The following is a 25,912-nucleotide window of genomic DNA, read 5'->3' as shown; positions in this document are numbered from 1 at the left end:
TAATAACTAACCATTTCTCACCACTGAGGGGTTGCACGATGCAGTTTCGCAGAGAGGTAAAGAGCCAGGAGCTTCTGAGCCCTGCGCTTCAATTTGAGAGCGAGATCCAGCCAATTGAGTATCGGGAGGACCCCTTGACCGGTTCACAGAGCAGGATCAATGTAACCAGGGCGGGAAGGGTGAAGCAGGCACAGAAAGGTGAGCTAGTGGTCAAGGAGATGGTGGAGCGGACAAGGTCTGGCTGTTTCTTTTGCGCCGAGAACATACGACAGAGAACGCCAAAACTCCCGTCAAGGCTGCTCCCGGGCGGCAGGATAGAGAGGGGGGAATGCCTGCTCTTTCCCAATCTATACCCCTTTGCCGAATACCACGCCGTGGCTACCTTGACGGGGAGGCACTACCTGGAGCTGGACGAATTTACCACCGAGATGCTGGTGGATAACCTAACTGTATCGAAGGAATACATTGCCCTGGTGCACCAAAAGGACCCAGAGGCGAAATACCCCCTGTGGATCTGGAATCACCTGCCGCCCAGCGGGGCGAGCATAATACACCCCCATGTACAGATAGTGGTGGATCGTGCCCCCACGCCGGAACTGGAGAGGCTCATGGTGAAAAGCGAGGAATACCTGCAGCGGCAGGGAGCAAGCTACTGGCAGGAATTGATCCGGGCTGAGCGGGAGATTGGTGAGAGGTATATCGGGGAAAACGATTCCCTGGCGGTAATAGCCAGCTTCGCTCCCAGGGGGAATAACGAGGTTCAGGTGATATTAAAGCGTGCCGTAAACCTGATGGACCTGGATGAAGGGCAAACCGGGGATTTCGCCGCCGCTATTTTGAAAATACTGCGCTGCTACAGGGCGATGGGTATAAATTCCTTTAACCTGATCACCTATTCGGCACCGCTTGCGGAGCGCCCTGATTATTTCCTCATGAGCGCCCGCATAATATCGAGGCCGGTTTTTAGGCCGCTCTATACCAGCGATGCTGGTTCTATGGAGCGCTTCTACGATATTTGGATTATCGAGACCCTGCCCGAGGAGGTCGCCCGGGAGATGAGAGAGAGCTTTTTAAATACCCCGCCTCAATGTGGATAACAAAGCTGTATAGCTATATTCAGAGAGAATGCTGAAAAAGAGGTGCCCCGATTATATCGGGGCCGGGGGTCTCCCCGATGTATCGGGGCAGCTTTAAAGAGTCCCCCAAGATTGGGGGATTAGGGGGTTGATTGAGACTATTTTAGCAGTCTTTCAGATTATACATGTGATTGGCCAACAGCGTTTAGGCTCAGCCATCGTATAGCAATAGCACCACAGAGTTCTACGTCTTCCAATAGTGCTACTTTGGGTCCGCGGATTGTGATAAATCGTCCCACAGTGGGTTTATCACCAGGCCGGTGGGCGTCTTGGGGTGAAAGTAGGTGGACTTTTGCGGCATCCTCACCCCCTGGTCAGCCACCGCCATGATGCTGGAGATGGGGGTGGGATTAAGCAGGATGGCTAGCTGATACTCCCCGGCATCCACCCGGGAGATGGCCTCCAAACCTTCGCGGGTATACTCCAGGCATTCCTCCTCCCGCTCCGGGCTATCGATGCCCAGCATCTGGCGCAAAACCACCTGATGAAGGACATTAACATCCAGGTGCTGCAGTACGTCTGGCTGGATTGTGGGTATCATTCCCGGTCTCGCCCGCAGCAGGCACAGGTGATCCCCGTCAAGGCCATAGAGTCCGAACGCGGTCACCAGCTGCTCATTTAGGGTTTGCATCCAGCCTTCCAGGGTCTGGGATGGGATTGATGAAGGCGGGAGGAACTCCTCATCGAAGTAGGCGCTCCGCTCACGCTTCAGTTGGGCCAGCCTCTCTGGGTTGATTCCGCGCACCAGACGGTGGGTGGGCAGCATGATGAGGTTGGGGTCGCCGGCGGAGGTGAGCGTCATCATCACGAAGTTGAACGCTTCATCCCCGGTATGGGCAGTGCGTAAGGAGCGCTGCTCCTTCTGGTAGGCGAGGGCTGTCTCATAGCGATGATGCCCATCGGCGATGTAGAGGGTCTTATTGGCAAAGAAGTCGGATACCCTGGCAGTATCCTTTTCATCTGTAATCACCCACATGGCGTAGGTAACCCCGTTGCGGTCCACCGCGTTCAGGGCAGGTCTGTCCATCGCATCGGGGAATAGCGACTGGACCCCCTCTCCGTGGTGATGGAACAGCCCCATTACCGGGCTGAAGTTGGCGCGGCATGACTGTAGCAGGCGGAGGCGGTCCTCCCCCGGCTTCCTCATGGTCATCTCGTGGGGGCGAATGCCGCCGTCGCCGGAAAGGGCCTCCAGCCTTACCCTGGCGAGGAGGCTGAAGCGGCTCCTCGTGCTACCCTGATATGTAAAGCGGTGCTCCACCAGATAGAAAGCGGGACGCTGCTCACGGGTTAGCATGCCCTGGCTAAGCCAGTGCTCCAGGGTCAGGGCAGCCCTGGTGTATCTGTTGTCTTGTGGCGAATCATCGGGTCGCTCCTCTCCATACTCAAGCCTGATCACGTTGTAGGGGCTGCTGCGGTAATAGATAAGCTGCTCCGCAGTGGAGATCACATCATAAGGGGGAGTGATTACCGCGGAAAGGTCGCCGATCCGCTCGGGATTATAACGAAGACCGTAAAACGGTTGGACATCAGCCACGCTTCCCTTAATATAACAAGCTGGCCCGCAAAGGTCAATGAGGTGTATTCATGTGGTACATCAATGACACCTCACCGTTCACCGTCTTTTCCCCGTCATTGCTACGAAAAATGGAGCTACGTTCTCTGTCATTCCGAACTTGTTTCGGAATCTCATGGTCGAGATGCTGAAACGAGTTCAGCATGACAATGGGTAGGCTGGCTAGATTACCCGATCAAGTCGGGCAACAGGCTTGGCCAGCCTACCCGGCGGATCGAGGCCACGCGGCGGGTATCGGGTCTCAGTGTCGTTCTGTCATGCTACGTGGGGATTGCCAGCCCCAATATATCGGGGAGACCCCAGCCAGAGGAGATCCCCCTCTGGACTCCCCTTTCAGCAAGACTAATAGCTAACTTTCAAAAGATATAGATGGGTGACACCCTACCTGGATCATCCGGTCAAGCCGGATGATGACCCCGGGGTGTTATCCTCTTGTTATGTTGTCCCTTTTTCATAATCCAACATACCTATCATCACCCTACACGTGTAATACCTGTCACTGCCCGCCTTCCACCGTACCTGTCATTGCCCGACTTGATCGGGCAATCCATAAATTGGCTCAGCATGCTTCATGGATCATCCGGTCAAGCCGGATGATGACCCCTGACCCCCGCCAGTGGGGGACACCCCCAAACCCCCGCCAGATTCCCCTTTTACAACTGTTGCCTGGTAAAACCACGGGTGGCCTGAAGCGGATGCTCCAACCTACCCATTATCTATTCAAACGATTCCTCATCTATAGACAGCTTCTCTTCCTTCCTTTGTTTTTTAAGGATTTTCCTAATATCAGTAAGGGTTTCATTCATACGGAAAAGCAGAATCAGAATCTCGCAGTACACCCTCCAAATTATGGGGCCGAGAATTAAAGTTAGCACACCTGCTACCACCCCCTCCCATTCCCAGCCATAGTACGAGTCATTGGCATCAATAATTATAAAAACCCCCCACCCGATGATGCCGATAAGGCCTAGCCAGAACACAATCTGAATGATAATGGTTGTTATCATTCTGCGAAACGTTAAAAAATCTCCCATATTTCCCCCTTGTTATTTTAATTATCCTACTACCCTTCTCCAAGAGGAGCATATTTAGTGCCGGGTAGCCCCCTATAATCCACCTGTCTAGGGCCTTAATCCCCCCAAATACTCTGCGTGACTTCGACTAACGAAGCAATGGGGTCAACTAGTAGCTCCCTGACCAAAGTCTTCAAAAAGCTGTTTTCCGATATGAAATCCGCCACTGGTGGGCTAGTCTGGTAATACCACTCCACAAGTTGAGAGCCCAGTGTGCTTTCCAGCAGCACTTCATCCCTGAATGCCCTTAACACATTGATTTCCTCAGCCGTCGATGTGCCGTAGGCAGCGGTGGCGATGAAGCAGGAGGGAGCAGGAGGTGTTGGCGTTGGTGTAGGCGTTGGAGTAGGGGTAGGGGTGGGAGTAAGCGTTGGGGTGGGAGTAAGCGTTGGTGTCGGAGTAGGCTCAGCATAGAGCTTAGCCCAGTCAACCGCTAGCTGTCCCCAGGTGCCGCAACCGCTCCACGCCGATGCGGTAGAGTTTATTGTCACCGTTATGCTTCCACTCAACTGCTGCGCAGATATATCTATCGGGTGCTCAAACCAATTCTCAGAGGTATCTCCAGACCAATCGTAGGTGTAGACCGGGTTATCGTTCACATATACCTTGAAACTGTCGTTACCTATTCCATCAAGTACTCTTAGTTTCAGTTCTGTAGCGGTCATTCCTGTGCCGATATCTAGTGTCAATGACCCCCAGAACAGATCAGGGTTACTACACTCCGAGGAATTCACCGTGCTGCGGCAGTCATCCACCCCACCATAACCCCCTCGACCCCCTAGACTTACCTCGCCTTCCATAGGACCCCATCCTTGCAGGTTGTGGCCCACTTCGCTTGTTGTGTTGCCAATGTCTACATAGGCCACAGGAGCGGCGGGTGGTGTGAGTGTTTCGGAGACCTTGGCCACGAAGACGTCACCGTATTCGCCACCGTTGAAGGTCAGGTCCGGCCCCACTGCCACGGGGAAGGTGGTCTCGTCGGAATCGGTGCGGCCGGTGACGTAGGCGCAGCCCGAGCCATCCACGGCGATACCGATGCCGGTGTCATCACCGGAGCCGCCGATGTAGCCGCAGTAGTCCAGCCCGGTGCCGCCGGCATTGACCTTGGCTACGAATACATCCCATATGCCGTTGTATGTCAGGTCTGGCCCCACAGTCACGGGGAAGGTGGTCTCGTTGGAATAGGTCTGACCAGTGACGTAGGCGCAACCCGAGCCGTCCACGGCGATGCCTATGACGTAGTCCTTGTTGGAGCCGCCGATGTAGCCGCGGTAGTCCAGCCCGGTGCCGCCGGCATTGACCTTGGCCACGAATACATCCCATATGCCATTGTAGCTAGTGTCCGGCCCAACTATCACGGGGAAGGTGGTCTCATCGGAGAGTGTGGAGCCAGTGACGTAGGCGCAACCCGCGCCGTCCACGGCGATGCCGTAGCCCATGTCATATTCAGAGCCGCCTATGTAGCCGCAGTAGTCCAGCCCTGTGCCGCCGGCTTTGACCTTGGCCACGAAGGCGTCGTTGTCGCCGTTGTGGCTAGTGTCCGGCCCCACGGCCACGGGGAAGGTAGTATTGCCGGACAAGGTGCGGCCGGTGACGTAGGCGCAGCCCGAGCCATCCACGGCAATGCCGTTGCCTTCGTCCAAGGCATCGCCACCGATATAGCCGCAGTAGTCCAGCCCGGTGCCGCCGGCATTGACCTTGGCCACGAAGACGTCGTTGTTGCCGTTGTAGCTAGTGTCCGGCCCAACTATCACGGGGAAGGTGGTCTCGTCGGAATAGGTCTCACCAGTGACGTAGGCGCAACCTGAGCCGTCCAAGGCTATGCCCCAGCCCCAGTCATCGTCGGAGCCGCCGATGTAGCCGCAATAGAGCAGCCCAGTGCCGCCGGCATTGACCTTGGCCACGAAGGCGTCGCCGATGCCGCCGTTGTGGGTCAGGTCCGGCCCCACGGCCACGGGGAAGGTGCTCTGGTTGGACTCGGTCCTGCCGGTGATGTAGGCGCAGCCCGAGGAGTCCACGGCGATGCCGTAGCCCAAGTCATCACCGGAGCCGCCGATGTAGCCGCAGTAGTCCAGCCCGGTGCCGCCGGCATTAACCTTCGCCACGAAAGCGTCCCACTTGCTGTTGTATGTCAGGTACGGCCCAACGGTCTCGGGGAAGCTGCTCTGGTCGGACATGGTGTTGCCGGTGATGTAGGCGCAGCCCGAGCCGTCCACGGCGATGCCGTAGCCCTCGTCCCGGCCGGAGCCGCCAATGTAGCCGCAGTAGACCAGCACCGCAGGGTCTATCACCAGCAGCCTGTCGGGGTCATAGCTCCCCACCTCAAAGCCGTAGCTGTGTGCCTCTTCGTCAAGAGCGTAGCTCGCCTCCACCGGCACTCGCTGCCCGCCGACCTCCTGGTAGGCCACCGGCCGGTCGTCGTTGAAGCCGCCCGCCGGCGTGCTCACCTCCAGCTGCCCATCATCGTTGAGGGTCACCGCGCTCGCCCCATCGTAGGCCAGCCTGATCCGGCTTGGGTCGACCCCCGGGTGCACCAGGAAGGTGTATTTCAACTGGCTGACGCCGCCGCTGTAGACCAGGTCAATCCCGGGCCACAGGTCAGGGTAGGCCACGCTGGCGTAGGTGGGAAGCCCCGTCTTCCATTCTTCCGGGGAGCCCTTGAAGTAGCTGATAATCGCCTCTGTCTGCTCCTCTCCTACGGGCTGCACGTCGGGGTCGGCCCCCACAAACGCCAGCTTGAGGGCATACCGCTCTTGAGAGTAGGCATCCTCCCCAGGACCGCTCAGTACGAAGGTCACGCCCTGGGCGGTGAAGTAGAGGGTCTTGTCGCGGCCCTGCACGTAGTAGGCCACGCGCTCGTCCACCTGCCCCTGGTTCTCGACGAAATAGAGCGGGAGATTTAGCATCGTTTCCTCGACGCCGGCTTCCGTCGCCGCATCGGCTTGGGCGAGCTCCACTGACCCGGCGCTGCCCATTCCCGGCACCATCACTCCCACCGTCGAGAACACCAGCGCCAGTGCCATTGTCAAATACACTACCTTAGCTTTCATTTCTTCACCTTCCTTTTAGTTTCAAATTGAAATGCTATTAACCCACCACGAGGATATGTTTCGTGTGGAATTCTCAATTGGGTTTATATCAAAGTTTATATAGTTTATCGACATATTATCCTCACATAAATCAATATTAAGCGCATAATACCACTGGAAATACGCTGACCTGACGCCCTGATCGGGGTTGGTACAAAGTTGTGCGGCGACAAAAAAACCTTCAGCGATAGGCTTCTACACCCCGCTCAAAGGTTTATTTTAGGCAAAACCATAGATTCACCATACTTCCTTATCCGATATTCTTTTGTACGTGAATCCCCAGTTTTGCCCGCATGTGATTGTGGCCACTTGCAGGAAGCGCCCTGGCGAACGCTCATATTGAGAATAACACAAGATGCGCCATTTGTCTCTAGAAAAAGTCTGTATTTATTGTGGGGAAAGTATGTATATTTTTATGTGGGGAAAACCCTTACAAATATGCGTTTTTTTGTAGGGAGGGTCTGGCATAGGTCAATACCGCAGTGCGAGCTGCTAGGCATCAAGGATGCGGGCCGAGTCGCACCGGCAGCGCTCACAGATGATGAGGGCAATGACGGACAGAATTGTAATGAATATGTGGGTTATTCACCTCACCCCCTGTCCCCCTCTCCTCAAGGAGAGGGGGGAGAAACATAAACTGGGGGGCACCCCCAGACCCCCGGCAGGAAGCATCCTGCACCTCTTTGGGATTGCCGCCCCGATAAATCGGGGGGCGTGGCAATCTCAGGGGTTTTCTATAATGAGACATGGGGATTGCCAAGCAATGACAGATTGGCTATTTACCACCCACCCGCTAAAGGGGTATCACTGGGTTGAAGCGGATGCTCCAACCTACCCATTATCTATTCAAACGAGATCATGAGGGGACAGCGCCTTCCTGATCTCGCGGATGAAGTCTCCTGCTGCCGTGGCGGGCTGATCGCTGCTCTCTACAATATCCAGGATTCGGCTGCCTATGATCACCCCATCGGCAAGAGAGGCTACACGGCGGGCCTGCTCCGGGGTGGCGATGCCGAAGCCGACGCATAGCGGCTTTGTGGTTACGCTCCTCACTCTACCGATGAAGCCCTCCAGGTCAGGGGGCAGCACATTCCTGGCGCCGGTAACCCCCTTAAGCGATACCACATAGATGAAACCACGCGACTTATCGGTTACCAGGCGAAGGCGCTCCTCGGTAGTGGTGAGGGCCAGCAGGTAGATGAGGTCAAGGCGCTTTTTTGCTGCCACTGCCTCAAGCCCCGCACCCTCTTCAGGGGGGAGGTCGGGGACGATCAGCCCATCGATCCCCGCACCTGAGGAGTCGGCGCAAAAAGCATCCAACCCGTAGTGGAGAAGCGGGTTATAGTAGCTCATAAAAATCAGGGGAATATCCACCCTCTGCCGCAGCTCCGAGGCGACCTCCAGGCATAGCTGCGGCGTAACCCCCTGCTGAAGCGCACGGTGGCTTGCCCGTTGAATGGTGGCGCCATCGGCCAGCGGGTCGGAGAAGGGGATACCCAGCTCGATCATGTCGCACCCTCCCTCCACCAGGGCGGGCACCACCTCCAGCGTCGTCGCCACGCTGGGATAGCCCACGATTAGATAGGCGATCAGCGCCTTTCGCTTTTTTTGACCTTTACGCGTCGGGGATTTAAAAAAAGAGGCTATACGGCTCATTTATGAACCACCTCTGCCTGAGCGGTAATACCCACCGCCCGTTTTACGCGCCTGGATAGTACGAAAAGGCTCAAGGCTGATCCTCCAGTGCCCTGGCTACGATATCCATGTCCTTATCGCCGCGCCCGCTCAGATTGACGAGAATGGTCTGGTCCCTGGATAGCTCCGCGGCGAGCCTGGCGGCATAGTAGATAGCATGTGCCGGCTCGAGGGCGGGGATAATACCCTCCTTCCGGGATAGCAGGTGAAACCCCTCGAGCGCTTCCTTGTCGGTAACGGCGAAGTAGCTTGCCCGACCGCTCTCCTTGTAGTAGCTGTGCTCCGGGCCGACTCCAGGGTAGTCAAGCCCCGCCGATATGCTATGGGTCTCCCTTATCTGACCGGCCTCATCCTGCAGGATGTAGGATTTTGTGCCGTGAAGCACGCCAATACTCCCCGCGGTCAGGCTGGCACCGTGCTTTCCGGTATCGAGCCCCAGCCCCCCCGCCTCAACCCCGATGAGCTTTACCGAAGGGTGCCTAACCAGGGGGTGAAACAGGCCCATGGCATTGCTGCCCCCGCCGACACAGGCGATGGCATAATCGGGCAGGCGGCCGGTAGCCTTGAGCATTTGACGCCGGGCCTCCCTGCCGATTACCGACTGGAAATCGCGCACCATCACCGGGTAGGGATGGGGGCCAACGACGCTGCCGAGAAGGTAGTAAGTGGAATCGACATTGGTCACCCAATCGCGGATGGCCTCATTGATGGCATCCTTTAACGTCTGGCTGCCGCTGGAGACCGGCCGCACCTCGGCGCCCAGCAACCTCATGCGGAAGACGTTTAGTGATTGGCGGCGCATATCCTCCTCCCCCATGTAGACGACGCAGTCGATCCCGAGCATGGCGCAGACGGTGGCGGTCGCCACGCCATGCTGCCCCGCTCCGGTCTCGGCGACGACTCTTCTCTTTCCCATGCGCTCCGCCAGGAGTCCCTGCCCCAGGGTGTTATTGATCTTATGGGCGCCGGTGTGTGCCAGGTCCTCCCTCTTGAGGTAGATCCGCGCCCCGCCACAGTGCTCGCTGAGCTGGGCGGCGAAATATAAGGGGGTTGGCCTGCCGCCATAATCGCGGAGCAGCCCGTCGAGCCGCCCTCGAAAGTCGCTGTCCTTTCGTGCATCCCGGTAGGCCTTATCCAGGCCATCCAGGGCAGCCATCAGTATCTCAGGGACAAATTTGCCGCCGAACTGCCCGAAATGTCCCCATTTATCCGGCAAACGGGTTTTCTTCATGTTAGCTTCTCTACCAGCACTCGGTCAGCCTTACGCACCGCCTCAATAAATGCCTTGATCCTCAAGATGTCCTTTACTCCCTCGATCTCTACACTGCTGGAGACATCCACTCCCCAGGGTCGGGTCAGTCTCACCGCCTCGCCCACGTTCTGCGCGGAGAGGCCGCCGGCCATAATCACCGGGAACCTTTGTGCTGCCTCCTGTGCCACCCTCCATTGGAAGGCTTTCCCGCTGCCCCCGTAGCTCCCGGCAACATGGCAGTCCAGCAGGCAGATAAGATCAGCCCCCAGCATCTGGTAGCCAGGCGCCAGCTCGGCGAGGATATCCTGGCTGCTCTGCCCTCTTCTCACCCTGACCGCCTTTATAACCGGCCTTTCGATGTCTCTTAGGTAATCCCAGGGCTCATCGCCGCTCAGTTGCACCCGATCGAGGCCGCAGTATTCCGCGATGCGGTTAACCTCAGCGGCCGGGGCGTTCACGAATACGCCTACCGTCAGGACTTTTCTCTCTCCATGCCTCTTAACCGCCTCCACTATCTCCTTAGCCTGCTCCACATCTACCAGCCGTTTGGACGGGGCGAATACCAGCCCGATGAAGTCCGCCCCGGCATCCGCTGCCGCCAGGGCATGGGCGGTTTGGGTGATACCGCAAATCTTTACCCTGGTCATAGAAGCTCCTTCACCTTTTTATCAATATCGCCGGCAGTTACCAGCGCCTCACCGACGAGCATGGCGTCTACCCCCCATTGCCGCAACTTCTGCACATCCCCTCTATCTTTTATTCCACTCTCGCTGACCACGATGCGGTCTTGGGGGATAAGCGGGCGCAACCGCCTGGTGGTTTCCAGGTCAACGGCAAAGGTCTTGAGGTCACGGTTGTTGATGCCGATTATTTGTGCCCCGCTCATGATGGCTCGCTCCAGCTCTGCCTGGTTATGCACCTCCACCAAGCACATGAGGCCAAGCTCATGGCTCAGGGAGAGGAGCTCCGATAGCTCGCTATCGCTCAGGATGGCGACGATGAGGAGCAGGGCAGAGGCGCCGCCGGCGCGGGATTCATATACCTGATAGGGATCGAATATGAAGTCCTTTCTGAGTAGCGGGATATTATCCATTGCCTCTCCGATAGCCGCAAGATGCTCCAGGCTGCCCCCGAAGTATCTCTCCTCGGTCAGCACCGATATGGCAGCGGCGCCGTTCTGGGCATAGATCCGGGCCAATTTAACCGGGTCGAGGTCGGTGCGGAGCACCCCACGCGATGGAGAGGCCATCTTGACCTCGGCGATTAGCCGGATATCATCCCCCTTCAGCGCGGCGGCGAAATCCTTTTTCGAACCTTTTAAGCCGAGTTTCTCCAGCGCAGACAGGGGCATATCTTGCTTTCGCTTCGTCAGTTCCTCTGCTTTTGCCTCAACGATCTCATCCAAAATCATTCTTTCGACCTTTAACGGAAGCTACTATAGGGCTATTGTCCTTTTCTATGATAGGGGGCTTGAAATTGCCATCGTGTGTGCTGCGAACGAGGTTATTAAATTTGCTGGCTGAGGGTAATCAGCCCCTCGAGCTTCTCCATCGCCCTGCCGCTGTCTATCGCCTCCGAGGCTAGCCGGACGCCCTTTTCAAGGTCTTTGGCCAAATCGCCGGCGACCAGCGTCGCTGCGGCGTTCACCAGCACGATATCGCGGTAGGGCCCTTTCTCGCCACGCAGAACGCGCCTCAGTATATCGGCGTTCTCCTGTGGTGGCCCTCCCCTCAGGCTCGATAGGCCGGTCCTGGGGAAGCCGAAGTCCTCCGGGTCTATGTAGTATCTGGAAATCTCTTCCCCCTTCAGCTCGCAGACCGTGGTTTTCCCCCCCAGGGTGATCTCGTCCAGGCCATCCTCGCCGTGCACCACCAGGGCGTGCTGGCAGCCAAGGATGCACAGCACCTGGGCCATCTTCATCACAAGAGACTCCTCGAACACCCCCAACAGCTGTGATTGTGCGCCGGCGGGGTTGGTCATCGGGCCCAGGATGTTGAACACAGTACGGATGCCGATCTCTCTCCGAGAGGGGGCGGCGTACTTCATCGCCGGGTGAAAGACAGGAGCGAACATGAAGCCAATGCCTATATCCTCGAGGCACTTCTCGACCTCTGGCGCGCCCAGCTCGATCTTGACCCCCAGCGCATCCAGCACGTCGGCGCTACCGCAGCCGCTGCTCATCCCGCGGTTGCCGTGCTTGGCCACCTTGAGCCCGGCGCCGGCGACAACGAAGGCGGCGGTTGTGGAGATGTTGAAAGTCTTCGAGGCGTCGCCCCCCGTACCGCAGGTGTCTACCAGCGGCCCGGACACGGATACGGGGACCGACTTCTCCCGCATCACCCGTGCCATGCCGGCGATCTCCTCCACCGTCTCCCCCTTGAGCCTGAGCGCGGTGACGAAAGAACCGAACTGGGCCGGCGTCGCCTCCCCGTCCATTATCTCCTTCATCACGTCCGCCGCCTGCTCCATTGTGAGCGAGTTTCCTGAAACTAGAATATCGATAGCTTCTTTAATCATGGACGGGATTCTCCTTTCTCAAGAAATTCCTCAGTATATCCTTGCCCACCTCGGTCATGATGGATTCGGGGTGGAATTGAACCCCCTCCACCGGATACTCCCGGTGCCTGAGTCCCATAATAATACCACTATCCGTCCAGGCGGTCACCTCCAGGCAGTCGGGTAGGCCGTCTCTCATCACCGCCAGGGAGTGATAGCGGATAGCGGTGAAGGGATTGGGTAGCCCCTCAAGCACCCCCCGGCCATCGTGATGGATCAGTGAGGACTTGCCGTGCTTGATCTCGCCCGCCCGCGTCACGACCGCTCCGTAGCTGTATCCAACGCACTGGTGCCCCAGGCAAACACCCAGGATTGGGATATCGGGACCGAAGTGGCGAATGACATCATTGGAGATGCCGGCGCGGTCCGGGGTGCCCGGCCCCGGAGAGATCACGATGTGCTGGGGCGAGAGCTTCCCGATCTCGGCGATGGTTATTTTATCGTTTCGCGCCACGTGAACCTCCTCTCCCAGTTCACAGAGGTACTGAAAGAGGTTATAGGTGAAGCTGTCATAGTTATCGATAAGCAACAGCATCTTTAGGATACCCCCTCCGCCTGCTCGATGGCCTTAATGAGGGCCTGCGCCTTATTCATGCTCTCCTCATACTCGCGCTCGGGGACACTGTCGGCGACGATACCGCATCCTGCCTGCACGTAGGCGGTGCCCGCGACCATCACGATGGTGCGAATGGTGATGGCCGTATCGAGATTGCCCGAAAAGCTGAAGTACCCCACCGCTCCGGCATAGGGGCCCCGCTTGTCGGGCTCAAGCTCGGCAATGATCTCCATGGCACGTATCTTGGGAGCGCCTGAGACCGTGCCGGCGGGGAAACATGCTCTGAGCGCATCGAACTGTGTTAGACCTCCCTTCAGCCTCCCCTGCACATGAGACACCAGGTGCATCACATGGGAGTAGCGCTCCACATCCATGACCTGGGTAACCTCAACCGTGCCCGGCTCCGCCACCCGCCCGATGTCGTTTCGCCCCAGATCGAGCAGCATGACGTGCTCGGCACATTCCTTCTCGTCCCCTTTGAGATCCTGTTCCAGAGCCTGGTCTTTTGCAGTATCAGCCCCCCGGGGGCGCGTTCCTGCGATGGGATGTGTGGAAACCACCCCCTCCTCCACCCTTACCAGAAGCTCCGGCGAGGCGCCGATGATATCGCAGTCGTCAAGGTGGAGGTGATACATATAGGGCGATGGGTTGATGCTCCGCAGCGCCCGATAGATGTCGAAGGGAGCGGCAGTGGTAGCCTTGCTAAGCCGCTGCGATAGCACTACCTGAATGATCTCGCCGGCAGCGATGTATTCCTTAGCCTGAGCGACCCTTGCCTCGAATTCGGCCCTGGAGAGATTGGATGAGACGGGGTGCTGGGGAGTAGCAGGAGAAGGGGGAGGTGGCACCCGGTGGGGGCTCCTTTCCTGCCTGAGCGGTTGCTCCAGCCTCTCCACCAGAGAATCGATCCGTTTAACCGCCCTACTATATGCCTCCGCCACGTCGCCGTCATCGAGGTGAACGTGACTCACCACCTTTATCTTGTGTGTGAGGTGATCGAAGACGAGCACACTATCGGCAAACATAAAAAGGGACTCCGCCAGTCTCAGTGGGTCAGCATCCGGGGTGGACAGCTCCTCGAAGTGTCTCGCCGTCTCATAAGCCAGGTAGCCCACAGCCCCGCCGTGGAAGGGGGGCAGGCCGGGAACGGAAACCAATCTGTATCTGTCCAGCTCCCTTGCTATTGAAAGCAAGGGGTCAACCCCTTCCTCACCTCCCCTGAGCACGAGGTAGGGCTCAGTGCCGATAAAGCTGTAGCGTGCCAATCGCTCCCCGCCTTCGACGCTCTCCAGGAGGAAGGAATACGGGCTGCGAGCGGTCTTTAAATAGGCGGAGACCGGTGTCTCCAGGTCGGCAACGATCTCACGATATATCGGCACCAGGTTACCAAGCCTCTTCAGTTTTCTGACCTCGCTAAGTGTTGGATAGTACATTTCTACAGCCCTTTAAACTGAAACAAGTCGTTTCTCGCTACTATTCTTACTATATAAATCGATTTCATAAATGGTACTCCTATAGGAAGGTTAGACCATTTCCCATATCTTATTTAAAGAGATGGCTGAAATAGTCTCAATCAACCCCCTAATCCCCCAATCTTGGGGGACTTTTAAAGCTGGGGGACACCCCCAGACCCCCGTAGGGAATACTGGGCTCCCTTTTAACACGAAAAAACCTTCGCCCTTTAAGGGACGAAGGTTAAACCACGCGGTGCCACCCTTATTACCCCGGGGCCGACACTTCGGCCTGAACCGGGGTATCTCTATCAGGTACGCCCCGAGGCGAAAAAAACTCGGCCTACATCGAGGGATACCCTGGGCTCTGATAACGGTGCCCTCTCCGTCAAAGCCTACTCTCGCTAGATAGCGTTTTCGGTTTGAGGCTCCCAAGGCCATTCCCCCCCAGCGCCGGCATCGGGTTTCCAGCTTCCCCCGACTCTCTGGGCCTCGCCTTGAGGCGTACTAGTCTTGTTCCTAGCCTTTTCTATATTATGTTTTCCTGTTCACTATTATGAAGACCTATCTGCTTCCTGTCAATACCTCTTTATGCTTCCAGTACTTAAACTCTTACCCCGATTTAGGCCGAAGTGTCGGCCGACCTGTCAGCCTCGGGGGGAAATCTCGACCTCCGCTTGTCAATTAGGGTTGACAGGGATAGTAATAACATGATAAACTTCCGCACAATCGAGGAGATATATTTAAAGAAAGAGAGGCATTAAATGAAGCTTGTTGTTGTTGGATTGGGACAGTGTGGCAGTAGAATCGCTGATGAGTTCGCAAGGATGGGCAGGAAGGCGCGGTCTCATCGACATATCCAGATAATCAACGGCGCCTATGCGGTAAATACCGATCAAGCCGACCTTGCCGGACTGAAAACCATAAAGTCTGATTTCCATCATCGCCTTATTATCGGGGGTGGAAGAACCTTCGGCCACGGGGTAGGCAAGATAAATGAGGTGGGAGCAGCGCTGGCAAAATGGGATGGCTACAAGGTGCTGGACGCGGTAAGGAGTGGGCCGAGGTTTTATGAGACGGATGCCTTTTTACTCACTGCCGGCGCCGCCGGAGGCACCGGCTCAGGGGCATTGCCTATAATGTGCGATTTGCTGAAGGAAAGATACCCGGATAAGCCGGTTTATGCCCTCGTCGTGCTTCCTTTTATCCACGAAGAAACCTCGGAGGAAAGGTGCGTCTTCAATACCGCCACCTGCATTAAATCGGCCCACTCGGTTGCCGATGCAGTATTTCTTGCTGACAACGAGCGGTTCCTCAAAAAAGATGTCAGCCTGGTAAATCATATGGAAAGAATCAACCAAGAAATAGTGGCTCCCTTCTTCGATTTACTCTGCGCCGGTGAGGAGGTAAGCCGAAAGCATATTGGAGCAAGGACTGTCGACTCGGGTGACATAATGGAGACGTTAGAGGGCTGGTCCGCGATAGGTATAGGTACTTCCGCGCTGCGGTCAATTAGGCTACCCATAGAAAGGACTCGAAGCTTCAGGAAAAAGGGGAAAGAAACCATGAAGGGTTTAGAGGCCCTCGATCAGGCAATGTATGAGCTTTCCGTAGGCTGTGACCCCAGTGATGCGGGAAAGGCTCTGTATCTGGTCTCCGCTCCAGCCAGGGAGATGAATGTGGCCATGGTAAGAGAGATGGGTGAGATTATAAGGAATAGGGCATGCGATGCCGTGCTCAGAAGTGGCGACTATCCCAGAAACAGGAGCGATTTAACGGTAACGGTTATTCTATCCCAGCTTAGAGATGTATCAAGGGTTAAGGAGCTTTATAAACAAGTAACCAAATCATCCTCCATGATGAAGAAGAGGCAAAAGGATGCCGAGGAGAGGCTTATGGAGCTTACCAAAGCCGCGGAGGGTGTGCCCTCCCTGTTGTAGCTCTCCCCGTCAGCTTAGCTATAGAAGCGCCTCATATATTATGAGCTCGCCTTCCGGGCTTGGTTAGTAAACATTACCTTCTCATTATAGTGGGGTATTTAGGCCCATTGGAAAGCTTATCTTAAGCCCATAAATAATGGTGGAGCCATTAAGATAGCGATTTTAGCAGCCTAGTGAGGGAATTTATTTAAGCTCCTGCTCTGTGCAACAGGTTCTTCTAGGGCGTGATAGCACCCTGCGTGGTGTCTACCTTCATCCAATCCCCGCGCGATTACCGGTATGCAGCAGCTTGGCTATTTGCGCTGAGAGTGCATCTTTGCTAAAGGGCTTTTCAATTACCCCATCGATTTCCGGCAGTTCCTTCAGGCCTACCTGCACCCCCCACCCCGTGATCAGTATCACCGGCGTCTCCGGCCTTGCACCCTTAACTGCCCTCGCAACATCCCTCCCAGACATGTCAGGCATCCCCAGGTCAGCGATTACCAGCCCGTAATCCCCACGCTTAAAGGCGCGAAGCGCCTCCTTCCCGCTGCTAGCTACCCTAACCTTGCAACCAAGCTGCTGGAGCATGAGCCCCAGAACGTCACTTACCTCCGCGTCATCATCAACCAGAAGTATCTTAGCACCATTGATAACGGCAGGCTTACCCTCCGGACTCCGCTTCCCCTCCACTCCCTCGGCCACGGGTAACCTGATATAAAGGGTGGTGCCTTCCCCCTGCGCGCTCTCAACATCGATGCTCCCACCGTGCCTGGTAATAATTCCATAGGTCACACTGAGCCCCAATCCGGTGCCATGGGGAGCCCTGGTGGTGAAAAAGGGATCGAATATCCTTTCCTTTACCCCCTCAGGCATGCCCATGCCGGTATCGCTAACCGAAAGAACCACCAGGCTATCCTCCTGCTCGCTCTTAACTGTGATCTTTCCCCCCTCGGGCATGGCATCCATGGCATTGAAGATGATATTGACCAGCGCCTCCCTCAACTCAGCGTCGTTGCCCGACACAGGAGGTACCTCATTCAGATCAGCCCCTATCTCTATCTTTACACCCCCCGTCTCCACCATCTCCATTCGACGGGGTTCCACCATCTGCAAGGCACCCTCCACCAGTCGATTCAGGTCCACTACCTCGAAAGCGCGCCCCACCTTGGCCCCGGCGAAGTCACGGAGGCGGCGCACCGTTATAGCTGCGTCGATGGCGGTCTGCTCGATAACCTGGATGCCCTTCCTCAGCTTGTCATCCTCCACATCCTGCAGAGCCAGCTGTGCTCGGCCCAGGATGATGGCCAGGATGTTGTTGAAATCGTGAGCCATCCCAGCAGCCATCTCACCCAATGCCCTCAGCCTCTCTGACTGACGCAGCGCTTCCTCTGAATGCTTGCGCTCGGTTATATCTTCGGTAACGATGCCCAGGCCATCGCCTACCTTGAAAGTCCTCACCTCCAAATATACATCACCAAAGTTGGGACGAGGAATAACGTCCTCCGCGATGAAGGGCTTCCCTGTCCTTATAACCTCCAGGTACTGGTCATATCTGCCTCTCTGCTTAACACCGGGTTCCAGCTCCAGCATGTTTTTCCCTGTGAAGTCCTCTTTCTTAGCCCCATGGGGAAGATTAACCAACGGATACTTCAAGCAGGCCTCATTGAGATCAATCAGGTTTAGCTCTGAATCCCAGATGGTGTAGAAGTCGGTTGATGAGTCCATGAAGCGGCGCAGCTTCTCCTCGCTCTCCCTAAGCGCCTTATCCGCCAGCTTGCGCCGGGTGATGTCCCTGGCCACGCCTATAAATCCCACTGGCTTTCCCTCACTATCACGTACCAGAGCACCGCTATACTCGGCTTCGAATTCTCTCCCATCTTTAGTCAGAAGTGTATACTCTATGGTACCACCACTTCCCTCTGTAAATATCCTCCTGTTATTCTCCCTGGCCCTGGTTCGGTCTTTCTCAGCAACAAGCTCAAGTCCGTTTTGCCCAACAATTTCTTCCTTCCCAATGAACCCGAACATGTTAAGTGCTGCCCCATTTTGATCCACAATATTGCCTTCCAAATCGGTCAGGGTTATCCCATCGCTAATGGACTCAAACATAACGCGCAGCTTTGCCTCGCTCTCCCGCAGCGTGTCCTCCACCCGCCTGCGCTCGGTTATTTCCTCATGCGTTATGATAGCACCGATCACATTATCGCCCTTGAAGAGGGGTACCCCTCTCACGTTGAAATAGCCATCAGTCCCCCTCATTAAGGAGGGAAAATACACGTCCTTTTGCTCAAAAGGCTCTCCTTCAAGCACCCTCTTATACTCAGCGGAAAGCCCGGCATCCACAACGGTGGGGTGTGTTACAATGTTCTCCCCCACCAGGTCCTCCCTAGCTATCTTACCCTTTTCGATGCTGGATACATGATAAGTACTGACATCGACTATTCGACCGTCCTTATCGATCAACATCATGGATGCCGAGACCGTTTCAAACATGGTCCGGTAAAGCTCCTCGCTCCCCCACAGAGCCCCTTCTGCCCTCTTCGCCTTAGCGGGGATACCTTCACTCTTGTTACGAGTATAGCTATCCATCAAGCTGCTTCCTATCACCTATCATAATTGAGGAAAACCCCTTTTTCATCTTTTCACCCCCTAGCCGATGCCGCTTTCCACATCGATGCTTCCGCCATGCCTGGTGATAATACCATAGGCTATACTCAGCCCCATACCATAATTACCTTCTGTGGCAAAGAAGGGATCGAAAATCTTGGCTTTGCTCGCATCTGGAATGCCAGCACCGGTGTCGGTAACAGAGAGCACCACCTTGTTATCCTCCAGCCGAGCAACTGCTCCAGGAGCATATGACCCTGGGTTTCCACGAACTCACCGACGCTAAAATCGATGAAACCACAGTACTTCTGCCAGAACTCTTTATTCCTGCCCTTACGGATGAGCTCTATGACAGTGCTCATTTGGAAGTATCCATTACCCGTAGAGTTACCTATCAGGTGAGATTTGACCAGATTGGGATGCTGCTGGCTGATACCCAGTTGAAGAGATAAACGATTATAGAAACGGCGCTCAATGCCCCAGATCCATCCTAACCACTTCCCTGCAACTCATCGCCGCACCCTGACCACGGCATTGAGAACCTCAGTTATATCACTTACCCGGAATGGCTTTCGAATCAGAAACAAGGGCCCCAGCGACATTGCTTCCAGGGCTATGGGGTCATCCCCATGACCGGTTACGATTACCACCACGGCTTTATCATCCTTTGCCTTTATCGCAGAGAGGGCCTCCACGCCGCTTATCCCCGGCATTACCAGGTCCAGGAAAATCAAATCGAAGCGCTGCTTATCCAACTCCTCTAGGGCCTTCTCCCCACTACCCACGCACACTGCCTTAAACCCTTTCCTTGTAATAACCTCGCTAATCACCTCTAGTATTGCCGGGTCATCATCCACGACGAGCACATTGCCCTCAACCACCATCGCCTGTTTGCCAATCCAGTCATCCAGCAGGTCCTTGCGGAACCTCCAGTTCCCCCCTATCTTGGATGCAGGGATGCGGCCTCTCTGCGACAATTTATACACTGTCATATAGTTCAGTTTTAGATACTCCGCCGCTTCCTTGGTAGTCATTAAATCGCTCATAAAACCAACCCCCTTAAATACTTCCACACATGATATGATAATTTTATCTTATTTACACCTATTTACACTTAAATTTACCATGCTTCCCGCGATTTGTCAATAGCAGTGTGCTACAGCAACTTCACCCATGTCGTATTAGGTTATTGGCTAATGGCTGATTTGCGGGTAGGGCAGAGCGGATACTCGGACCCCTGTCATTGCCAGCCGCAGGCGAAGCAACCCCATCCCTGAGATTGAGATCTATTCGTCCAAGATCAGGACACGCATAGTGACCGCGATAGTGTGCCAGCGGTGAGGTGTCACTTATGCGCCCGGCGGCTAGGTTGTTCATTTATGGTTGATTAGGCACATTATTTTTAAGCATAAAGGGGGCTTTTGCATTGATGTTGAATAGATGCTATCCTCTGGGCAAGCTGTGCTTGGAGGGTAACAATGAAGCTATTGTGGTCAATTCTGAAGACAATGGGTGTAGTAATGGGATTTGCTGCTACATACGGGACTTTGGTGGCAGATGCTGAGGGGTGGGATGTGTAGGGGCTAGCTTGGCAATATTGGGCAATGATTGGGTTCACGATTTTTAGATTTCTCTGGGAGCAGTTATATGGCAACAGCATTTAGCAATTAGGAGTTTGCGTGGTGCAGATAAAGAGTTAGAACGTGAAGCAAAGCGAACACAAATAAAGAAGAATAAGATGGATATTAAACTGACAAAATCAATGTATGGAGAGATAGACCTGGAGGAATAAGAGTTGGAAGGATGTAGTGCAAGAGGGTTAAATATGAGAACCAATAATCTTAAATCTAATAATATCGATGGGTGAAGCGCCTTTTTGTAACAACAGACTTCTTCCTGTAATTCCCCTGATGCCCGACATAAAGGTTGCAGTTCGGAGGATTTATACAGAGAAGGACACAATTGTCGAGGGTTCCCAAACCACCCGATTGAACAGGCATGCGATGGTGAGGATGCCAAGCGCCCCAAGTACCACGGTTCTTTTTCCAGGAGGATAACTTCTTCCCGCAAGCACCGCACTTACCATTCTGAATCATCCAAGCTGCATCTTCTACGTACTTGGAAAACTCCACAGGAGTTCCCATTGCTCCCCCCTTCTCCATAATTTAGATGGACACAAGACAGCTTCTTCAGCCTTTACTATCGCAGCGTTTTTACTGGCATCCAAATAAGACCCCTTGAGTGGGGAACCTGCTTAATTACGCTTGGCGATAACTCATTTACTGAGGCTCCTATGCTTCGCCAAGCTCTATCAATGTGCCATACCATCGCTTGGGTATTCAGGGATAGTTTACCCGTACCGAATACTTATGTCAACACCAATACAAAAGAACTGTCGGCTAGGTTCTCTTGCATTTAGGTTGTTTTTATAAGTTTAGTTGCTAACCCCTACGAAATACTTGACAAATGTGTTATACTAAATAACAGTAGTTTGATAAATTGGAGTGGATGGTAAAATGGTAGCTGTCGTCATTCCGAACGCTACTTGTCAAATTAAAACCCCTAACCATAACTACCATTAAATAAACATAAACTAATTGAAGGTGCTTTGTCAAGGGCACTTGGTGAGTGTCAGGGAATAAAATGGTTACTGTAATGGGGGGGGGAATGAAAGGATTATGGCACCTGAAAAACCTCTTGATTTTACTACTTATGCACGGTCACGAATGCATGCTCGGGGTCTTACAGAAACCCATGTCTCGTTTTGTAGGTCACACAATAACGACAAATACGAAGTTAGGGGTGTAACGGCTTGGGTATGTAAATTACCGGATGGTCGAAATATGAAGGTTAAGACGAAAGACACCTCTGCTAAAATTATTGTAATTGATGTATTTACCTTTAGTTAAAAAGGGTAAAGGAGCTAAATATGAAGCCAAATATGTTACACATAGAAAGTGATCCAGTAGCTGATGCCGTTTATATTCAGTTTATAGATGAGCCTGTCGGGTATACAAAGGAACTCGATGATAACCGCCTTATTGATTATACCCTTAACCCTGGGTTGCCGATAGGGATTGATTTGCTTGCGGTAAGCGAAGGGGTCAAGTTAAATGACCTGCCAGAAGTTGAAACCGTAAAGAAAATATTGAAGTGTCTTGAGGTCAAATTTTATACTGAATAACTATTAATGCCTAAACAAGTAGAAGTAAGGACATTAAATATCCCTCCCTAAATATTCCACTAATCCTATCCATGTGCTAAACGGTAATTTTATTCCAGCATATACTGCTGGCGTTTTACCCTTCAATGTCATGTGGGGTCGCAGGAAATTGTAGTGAATAATAAATCCTTCAGAGATAGCTATGGCAGATTCCAATGTCTTTAATCCCCTAAAAACCTTCGTTCTCTCCTTGACCGTTCCTTGAAATCTCTCGATTATATTGGTATTTACCTCTGCTGTAAGCCCCTTTGCCCTTATATGCTCACTATCAGCACCAAATACTCTCTCAATTGCATCTGGATATGCAGGCATACCGTCCGATACTATCTGTTTAGGTAGACCTATTACACGATTGTACGCTTCAGACAATACCGCTACGGCAGACCGCATATCACGGCTTTTAGTTATATGTGTAGCTAGTAAGAAGCGACTCCTTGAATCGATAACATCCCATAGCCAGAGTTTTCCCCCTGCTACTGAAATCATAGTTTCGTCAATTACCCATCGCCACGATGATTTAACCTCTAATTTATTCAAGATGCTCTCAGATTTCTTGGAATACTTAATAATCCATCGCCATACTGTAGCAGGGTCAACAATGATTCCCTCAGTAGCGACAAGGTGTCTGCTAATATCTGCCAGCGATAGCCCATCATAGAATAGTCCTAGTGATTCACCGATTGTCTCAGTAGTGAACCGCATCCCCTCCGGTGCTAGAGTGCCAGCGAATTTACGCTTACACGCTTTGCACCAGTAATATTGAGTGCCAGCCGTAAAGCCGTATTTAGTAGTACTAGGTGATTTGCAGAATTTACAAAACATTTAACTCGCCATTTCGTATATAAAATATATTCTTAGTGCTTTCTGGTATTACATCTTTTTGATTTAATAATATACGGAAAATAAGAGTTATATTATAATCAAAATCTAAAGCACTATCGGCAAAACTACGTGAGAGTGGATAGAGAAAGGCATTATATTTGCTCCTTACTATAGCTATAGTTATGGTTGAGTTTTGTTGTATATTAAATTCAGATTTCTTCCTACCCCAACCATTACTAACTTCGTATGCATCTGAACTATAGTCATCACCTCTATCATTAGTATATCTAACAAGACATGATATTTTAAAATCCTCTCTATTTGTATTTATATACTTTAAATACCATTTTGTCTTGCCTGTATGAATTTTAATTGCCCAATAAACATGACCTATGTCGTGGATAGGATTAAATAAACCATCAATCTTACAATTCTCCAAAATATCCTGTATGGCTTGGGCGTATAGTTCTTTAGCCATCCGCCCCCATACCTTTGATAAAATATAAAAACCAATACTGGTAAATATCTCTATCACTACAGTCATATACCCCTGACCTTAACACGAGTATAACATTTGCCCTCATGTTATGCCAACCTGTACGCAAGAGTACCGTCGGCTATAATCACTTGACAAAAACATAAACCTATGGTATAAATAACAATTTTGCTATAATATTATATAGTAGAGCAGACAGACAAAACGCTGTTTGAAAATTTTCGATAATAACAAAACCGACGAAAGGTGGTAACGCAAAGCCACGGATCTAAGGCTGTAAAGCCAGGATAGCCAGGCTGCAGGAGAATGAGTTAGTCACAGCCTTTCCCGTAAGAAGTTTTTTTTGGAAACAAATAAGCTATCTTAACATAGGTTAAGGGTACTAGACATGCCAACAATGATTAACGGTCAAACTTACTTCCGGACTTTAGAAGCCTGCAAGCTGGCGGGCATAAGCCAAGCTACCTTCTTCCGCTGGCTCAGGGAGGGAGTTATAGAGGATATGGCTATTAAAGACAGAAGGGGATGGAGATTATTCACTCCGGAAGACATAGAAAGAATTAAGAGCGAGGCGAGCAAGGTTAGCCGATAGGTACTATACAGATATAAGGACATCGAGCGCAGACATGATAAGTAAGCCAATGAAAAAGCAGACGGAGATCAAAGAACACCTTGTAAATGAACTGGCAGAAATGCGCCAGCGAATCGCCGAGTTGGAGCAGGCGAAGGAGGAGCGCAAGCGGGGGGAGGAGGAGCTGAGGGAGAGCGAGGAGAAACTGCGCGTTATATTTGAATCCATGAGCGAAGGGGTTGTCATCACCGATCTGAAAGGAATAATTGTAAACGTGAATCAGGCATTACTTTCCATGTCCGGGTTGAGCAGGGAAGAGCTTGTTGGTCAAGATGGCTTGCGTCTTTTATCGACTAAAGACCGTGATAAGACCATAGATATAGGTGAGAGGGTACTTAAAAGGGAAACCAGCGCAGAAGGGATGCTTTATAATGTCTCTCCCACAAATGGTAGAGTATACGATGCTGATCTAAGCATCGGCGTGATGCGTGATATGCCGGGAAATCCCACCGGATTCGTTGCCATAGTCCGTGACGTAACCGAGCGCATGCAGGCGGAGGAGGCGCTTAGGGAGAGCGAGGTAAAGTACCGAGACCTGGTGGAGAACATAAGCGATGTCATCTACTCAGTAGATGCGAGCGGAGTAATTACATATATTAGCCCCGTGATTGAATCAGTCCTGGGATACACTCCTTCCGAGTTGAGTCGCAACTCATTCGCCGATTTCATGTATCAGGAGGACTTTCAATCCGCTATAGAGGGTTTCATGAACACCCTCTCCGGAAATACCACGACAGGTGAGTTTCGGGTTGTGACCAAGTCAGGTGAAATCCGCTGGGTGCGTTCTTCCAACCATCCCGTCTTTGAGGGGAATCGTGTAATCGGCGTTACTGGATTGTTCATCGATATAACCGAGCGCAGGTGGGCGGAGGACACGCTGCGGGAGAGCGAGGAGAAATATCGAACGATCCTCGAGAACATAGAGGACAGCTATTTCGAGATTGATATTACTGGAAACTTAACCTTTTTCAATGATTCATTATGCACCATTCTTGGATATCCGAGAGATGAATTGATAGGCATGAATAACCGTGAGTTTATGGATAGGGAGACCGCCAGGGCATTATATAAAATTTTTAACAACGTATACCGGACCGAGCAACCGGCCAAAGCATTCGATTGGGAGATTATCAGGAAAGATGGAACCAAGAGGTTCGTTGAGGCATCCATATCACTGAGGTTTGACCCCAACGGTGATCCTGCCGGCTTCCGCGGCATTACCCGCGACATCACCGAGCGCAAGCGGGCGGAGCAGGAGGTCGAGCGCTACGCCAGGAGGGTGCACGCTCTCTATACCGTCGCCCAGGCGGCAAGCCGTTCCCTCGACATGGATAAGCTCTTAAACCAGAGCTTAAAAGCGACGCTCGATGTAATGAATACCGATGTCGGCTACATCTACTTCTCAGACATGCAGGTTGGTACGCTCACCCTCAAGGCACACAGCGGTTTGTCCCAGGATTGTATTGGCAGCATCGGACTCATGAAGCTGGATGACGAGGAAATCAAGCTGGCGATTGAGTGCCATCAGCCCGTCCTTGAACTGGAAAAGGTGTTCAAAAAGACTAATCTCGACACAGTTATAGCCGCAATGAAAAAGGATGGGTTGCAGGCATACGTCACGGTACCCCTCTGGTCCAGGGGCACGCCACTGGGTTCACTGGTAATCGCCGACCGCCGCGAGCACCGGTTCAGCCCCGATGAGCTGGACCTGCTCTCAGCAATCGGCACCGAGATAGCAGTGGGCATAGAAAACGCCCTGCTGCTCCAGAGAACAAAAGAGCTATCCCTAACCGATGAGCTGACCGGCCTCTATAACCGCCGTCACTT

21 protein-coding genes, 1 riboswitch and 1 other annotated feature are annotated in these 25,912 nt (G+C 53.2%); of the genes, 6 read left to right on the top strand and 15 right to left on the bottom strand.

Going from position 1 to position 25,912, the window contains the following annotated elements; genetic code table 11:
- Positions 1-38 precede the first annotated feature (38 nt).
- The gene (locus VMX96_02125; protein ID HUU62705.1) at positions 39-1,097 is read left to right on the top strand and encodes a hypothetical protein; all 1,059 of its coding nucleotides are present in this window, start codon (positions 39-41) and stop codon (positions 1,095-1,097) included.
- A gap of 241 nt (positions 1,098-1,338) precedes the next feature.
- Here VMX96_02125 and VMX96_02120 read toward each other — a convergent pair whose 3' ends face one another.
- The 10 genes from VMX96_02120 to trpE form a co-directional block, all read right to left on the bottom strand.
- Positions 1,339-2,673, bottom strand: coding sequence for a DUF1015 domain-containing protein (locus tag VMX96_02120; GenBank protein ID HUU62704.1), 1,335 nt, complete (start codon positions 2,671-2,673; stop codon positions 1,339-1,341).
- A gap of 755 nt (positions 2,674-3,428) precedes the next feature.
- Positions 3,429-3,746, bottom strand: coding sequence for a DUF4282 domain-containing protein (locus tag VMX96_02115; protein HUU62703.1), 318 nt, complete (start codon positions 3,744-3,746; stop codon positions 3,429-3,431).
- A 95-nt stretch (positions 3,747-3,841) separates the two neighbouring features.
- Positions 3,842-6,835 carry an SBBP repeat-containing protein gene (locus VMX96_02110; GenBank protein ID HUU62702.1) on the bottom strand — a complete coding sequence of 998 codons (2,994 nt, stop codon included), beginning with the start codon at positions 6,833-6,835 and terminating at the stop codon, positions 3,842-3,844.
- Between the two features lie 885 nt (positions 6,836-7,720).
- On the bottom strand, positions 7,721-8,530 hold the full coding sequence (gene trpA / locus VMX96_02105) for a tryptophan synthase subunit alpha (protein HUU62701.1): 810 nt from the start codon (positions 8,528-8,530) through the stop codon (positions 7,721-7,723).
- Between the two features lie 70 nt (positions 8,531-8,600).
- Positions 8,601-9,800: a tryptophan synthase subunit beta gene (trpB, locus tag VMX96_02100; GenBank protein HUU62700.1), complete on the bottom strand. Its 1,200-nt coding sequence runs from the start codon at positions 9,798-9,800 to the stop codon at positions 8,601-8,603.
- The gene (locus VMX96_02095) at positions 9,797-10,468 is read right to left on the bottom strand and encodes a phosphoribosylanthranilate isomerase (GenBank protein ID HUU62699.1); all 672 of its coding nucleotides are present in this window, start codon (positions 10,466-10,468) and stop codon (positions 9,797-9,799) included. The genes trpB and VMX96_02095 overlap by 4 nt, the downstream gene beginning before the upstream one ends.
- On the bottom strand, positions 10,465-11,232 hold the full coding sequence (trpC, locus tag VMX96_02090) for an indole-3-glycerol phosphate synthase TrpC (protein ID HUU62698.1): 768 nt from the start codon (positions 11,230-11,232) through the stop codon (positions 10,465-10,467). Before trpC ends, VMX96_02095 begins: the two co-directional genes overlap by 4 nt.
- A 95-nt stretch (positions 11,233-11,327) precedes the next feature.
- A complete protein-coding gene (gene trpD, locus VMX96_02085) occupies positions 11,328-12,338 on the bottom strand; it encodes an anthranilate phosphoribosyltransferase (protein ID HUU62697.1) in 1,011 nt (336 codons plus the stop codon).
- Positions 12,331-12,912: an aminodeoxychorismate/anthranilate synthase component II gene (locus VMX96_02080; GenBank protein HUU62696.1), complete on the bottom strand. Its 582-nt coding sequence runs from the start codon at positions 12,910-12,912 to the stop codon at positions 12,331-12,333. The genes trpD and VMX96_02080 overlap by 8 nt, the downstream gene beginning before the upstream one ends.
- A 2-nt stretch (positions 12,913-12,914) precedes the next feature.
- The gene (gene trpE / locus VMX96_02075) at positions 12,915-14,366 is read right to left on the bottom strand and encodes an anthranilate synthase component I (GenBank protein HUU62695.1); all 1,452 of its coding nucleotides are present in this window, start codon (positions 14,364-14,366) and stop codon (positions 12,915-12,917) included.
- A gap of 248 nt (positions 14,367-14,614) precedes the next feature.
- Positions 14,615-14,914: a binding site (T-box leader), on the bottom strand.
- A 234-nt stretch (positions 14,915-15,148) separates the two neighbouring features.
- Here trpE and VMX96_02070 point away from each other — a divergent pair.
- Positions 15,149-16,324: a cell division protein FtsZ gene (locus VMX96_02070; GenBank protein HUU62694.1), complete on the top strand. Its 1,176-nt coding sequence runs from the start codon at positions 15,149-15,151 to the stop codon at positions 16,322-16,324.
- A gap of 252 nt (positions 16,325-16,576) precedes the next feature.
- Here VMX96_02070 and VMX96_02065 read toward each other — a convergent pair whose 3' ends face one another.
- Complete coding sequence (locus VMX96_02065) at positions 16,577-18,895, bottom strand: PAS domain S-box protein (protein HUU62693.1); 2,319 nt, start codon at positions 18,893-18,895, stop codon at positions 16,577-16,579.
- A 60-nt stretch (positions 18,896-18,955) separates the two neighbouring features.
- Positions 18,956-19,141 (bottom strand): HAMP domain-containing sensor histidine kinase, encoded by a 186-nt coding sequence (locus VMX96_02060; protein HUU62692.1) that lies wholly within the window; start codon positions 19,139-19,141, stop codon positions 18,956-18,958.
- Positions 19,142-19,164: 23 nt separating this feature from the next.
- Between VMX96_02060 and VMX96_02055 the strand changes: the two genes are divergently transcribed.
- Complete coding sequence (locus tag VMX96_02055; GenBank protein HUU62691.1) at positions 19,165-19,365, top strand: hypothetical protein; 201 nt, start codon at positions 19,165-19,167, stop codon at positions 19,363-19,365.
- Positions 19,366-19,422: 57 nt separating this feature from the next.
- On the opposite strand, the gene VMX96_02050 is transcribed toward VMX96_02055, so the two are convergent.
- Positions 19,423-19,959: a response regulator gene (locus tag VMX96_02050; protein HUU62690.1), complete on the bottom strand. Its 537-nt coding sequence runs from the start codon at positions 19,957-19,959 to the stop codon at positions 19,423-19,425.
- A 1,883-nt stretch (positions 19,960-21,842) separates the two neighbouring features.
- Between VMX96_02050 and VMX96_02045 the strand changes: the two genes are divergently transcribed.
- Complete coding sequence (locus VMX96_02045) at positions 21,843-22,097, top strand: DUF2283 domain-containing protein (protein ID HUU62689.1); 255 nt, start codon at positions 21,843-21,845, stop codon at positions 22,095-22,097.
- 33 nt (positions 22,098-22,130) lie between these two features.
- Here the strand turns inward: VMX96_02045 and VMX96_02040 are convergent, their stop codons facing one another.
- Together VMX96_02040 and VMX96_02035 are read right to left on the bottom strand one after the other, a co-directional pair.
- Entirely contained in the window at positions 22,131-22,838 is a 708-nt protein-coding gene (locus VMX96_02040; GenBank protein HUU62688.1) for an IS6 family transposase, read from the bottom strand.
- Positions 22,839-22,947: 109 nt separating this feature from the next.
- Positions 22,948-23,436 carry a hypothetical protein gene (locus VMX96_02035; GenBank protein HUU62687.1) on the bottom strand — a complete coding sequence of 163 codons (489 nt, stop codon included), beginning with the start codon at positions 23,434-23,436 and terminating at the stop codon, positions 22,948-22,950.
- A gap of 237 nt (positions 23,437-23,673) precedes the next feature.
- Positions 23,674-23,758: riboswitch (cyclic di-GMP riboswitch) on the top strand.
- 84 nt (positions 23,759-23,842) lie between these two features.
- On the opposite strand from VMX96_02035, the gene VMX96_02030 reads away from it, so the two are divergent.
- A complete protein-coding gene (locus VMX96_02030; GenBank protein HUU62686.1) occupies positions 23,843-24,046 on the top strand; it encodes a MerR family transcriptional regulator in 204 nt (67 codons plus the stop codon).
- 49 nt (positions 24,047-24,095) lie between these two features.
- Positions 24,096-25,912, top strand: a 1,817-nt coding sequence (locus VMX96_02025) for a PAS domain S-box protein (GenBank protein HUU62685.1), incomplete at its 3' end; no start/stop codon positions are given.

This window comes from Dehalococcoidia bacterium, assembly GCA_035528575.1.
In the GTDB taxonomy this organism is placed as follows: domain Bacteria; phylum Chloroflexota; class Dehalococcoidia; order E44-bin15; family E44-bin15; genus DATKYK01.
Note: the sequence above shows the minus strand (reverse complement) of the source record. Positions and strands in the feature narration are given on the sequence as shown.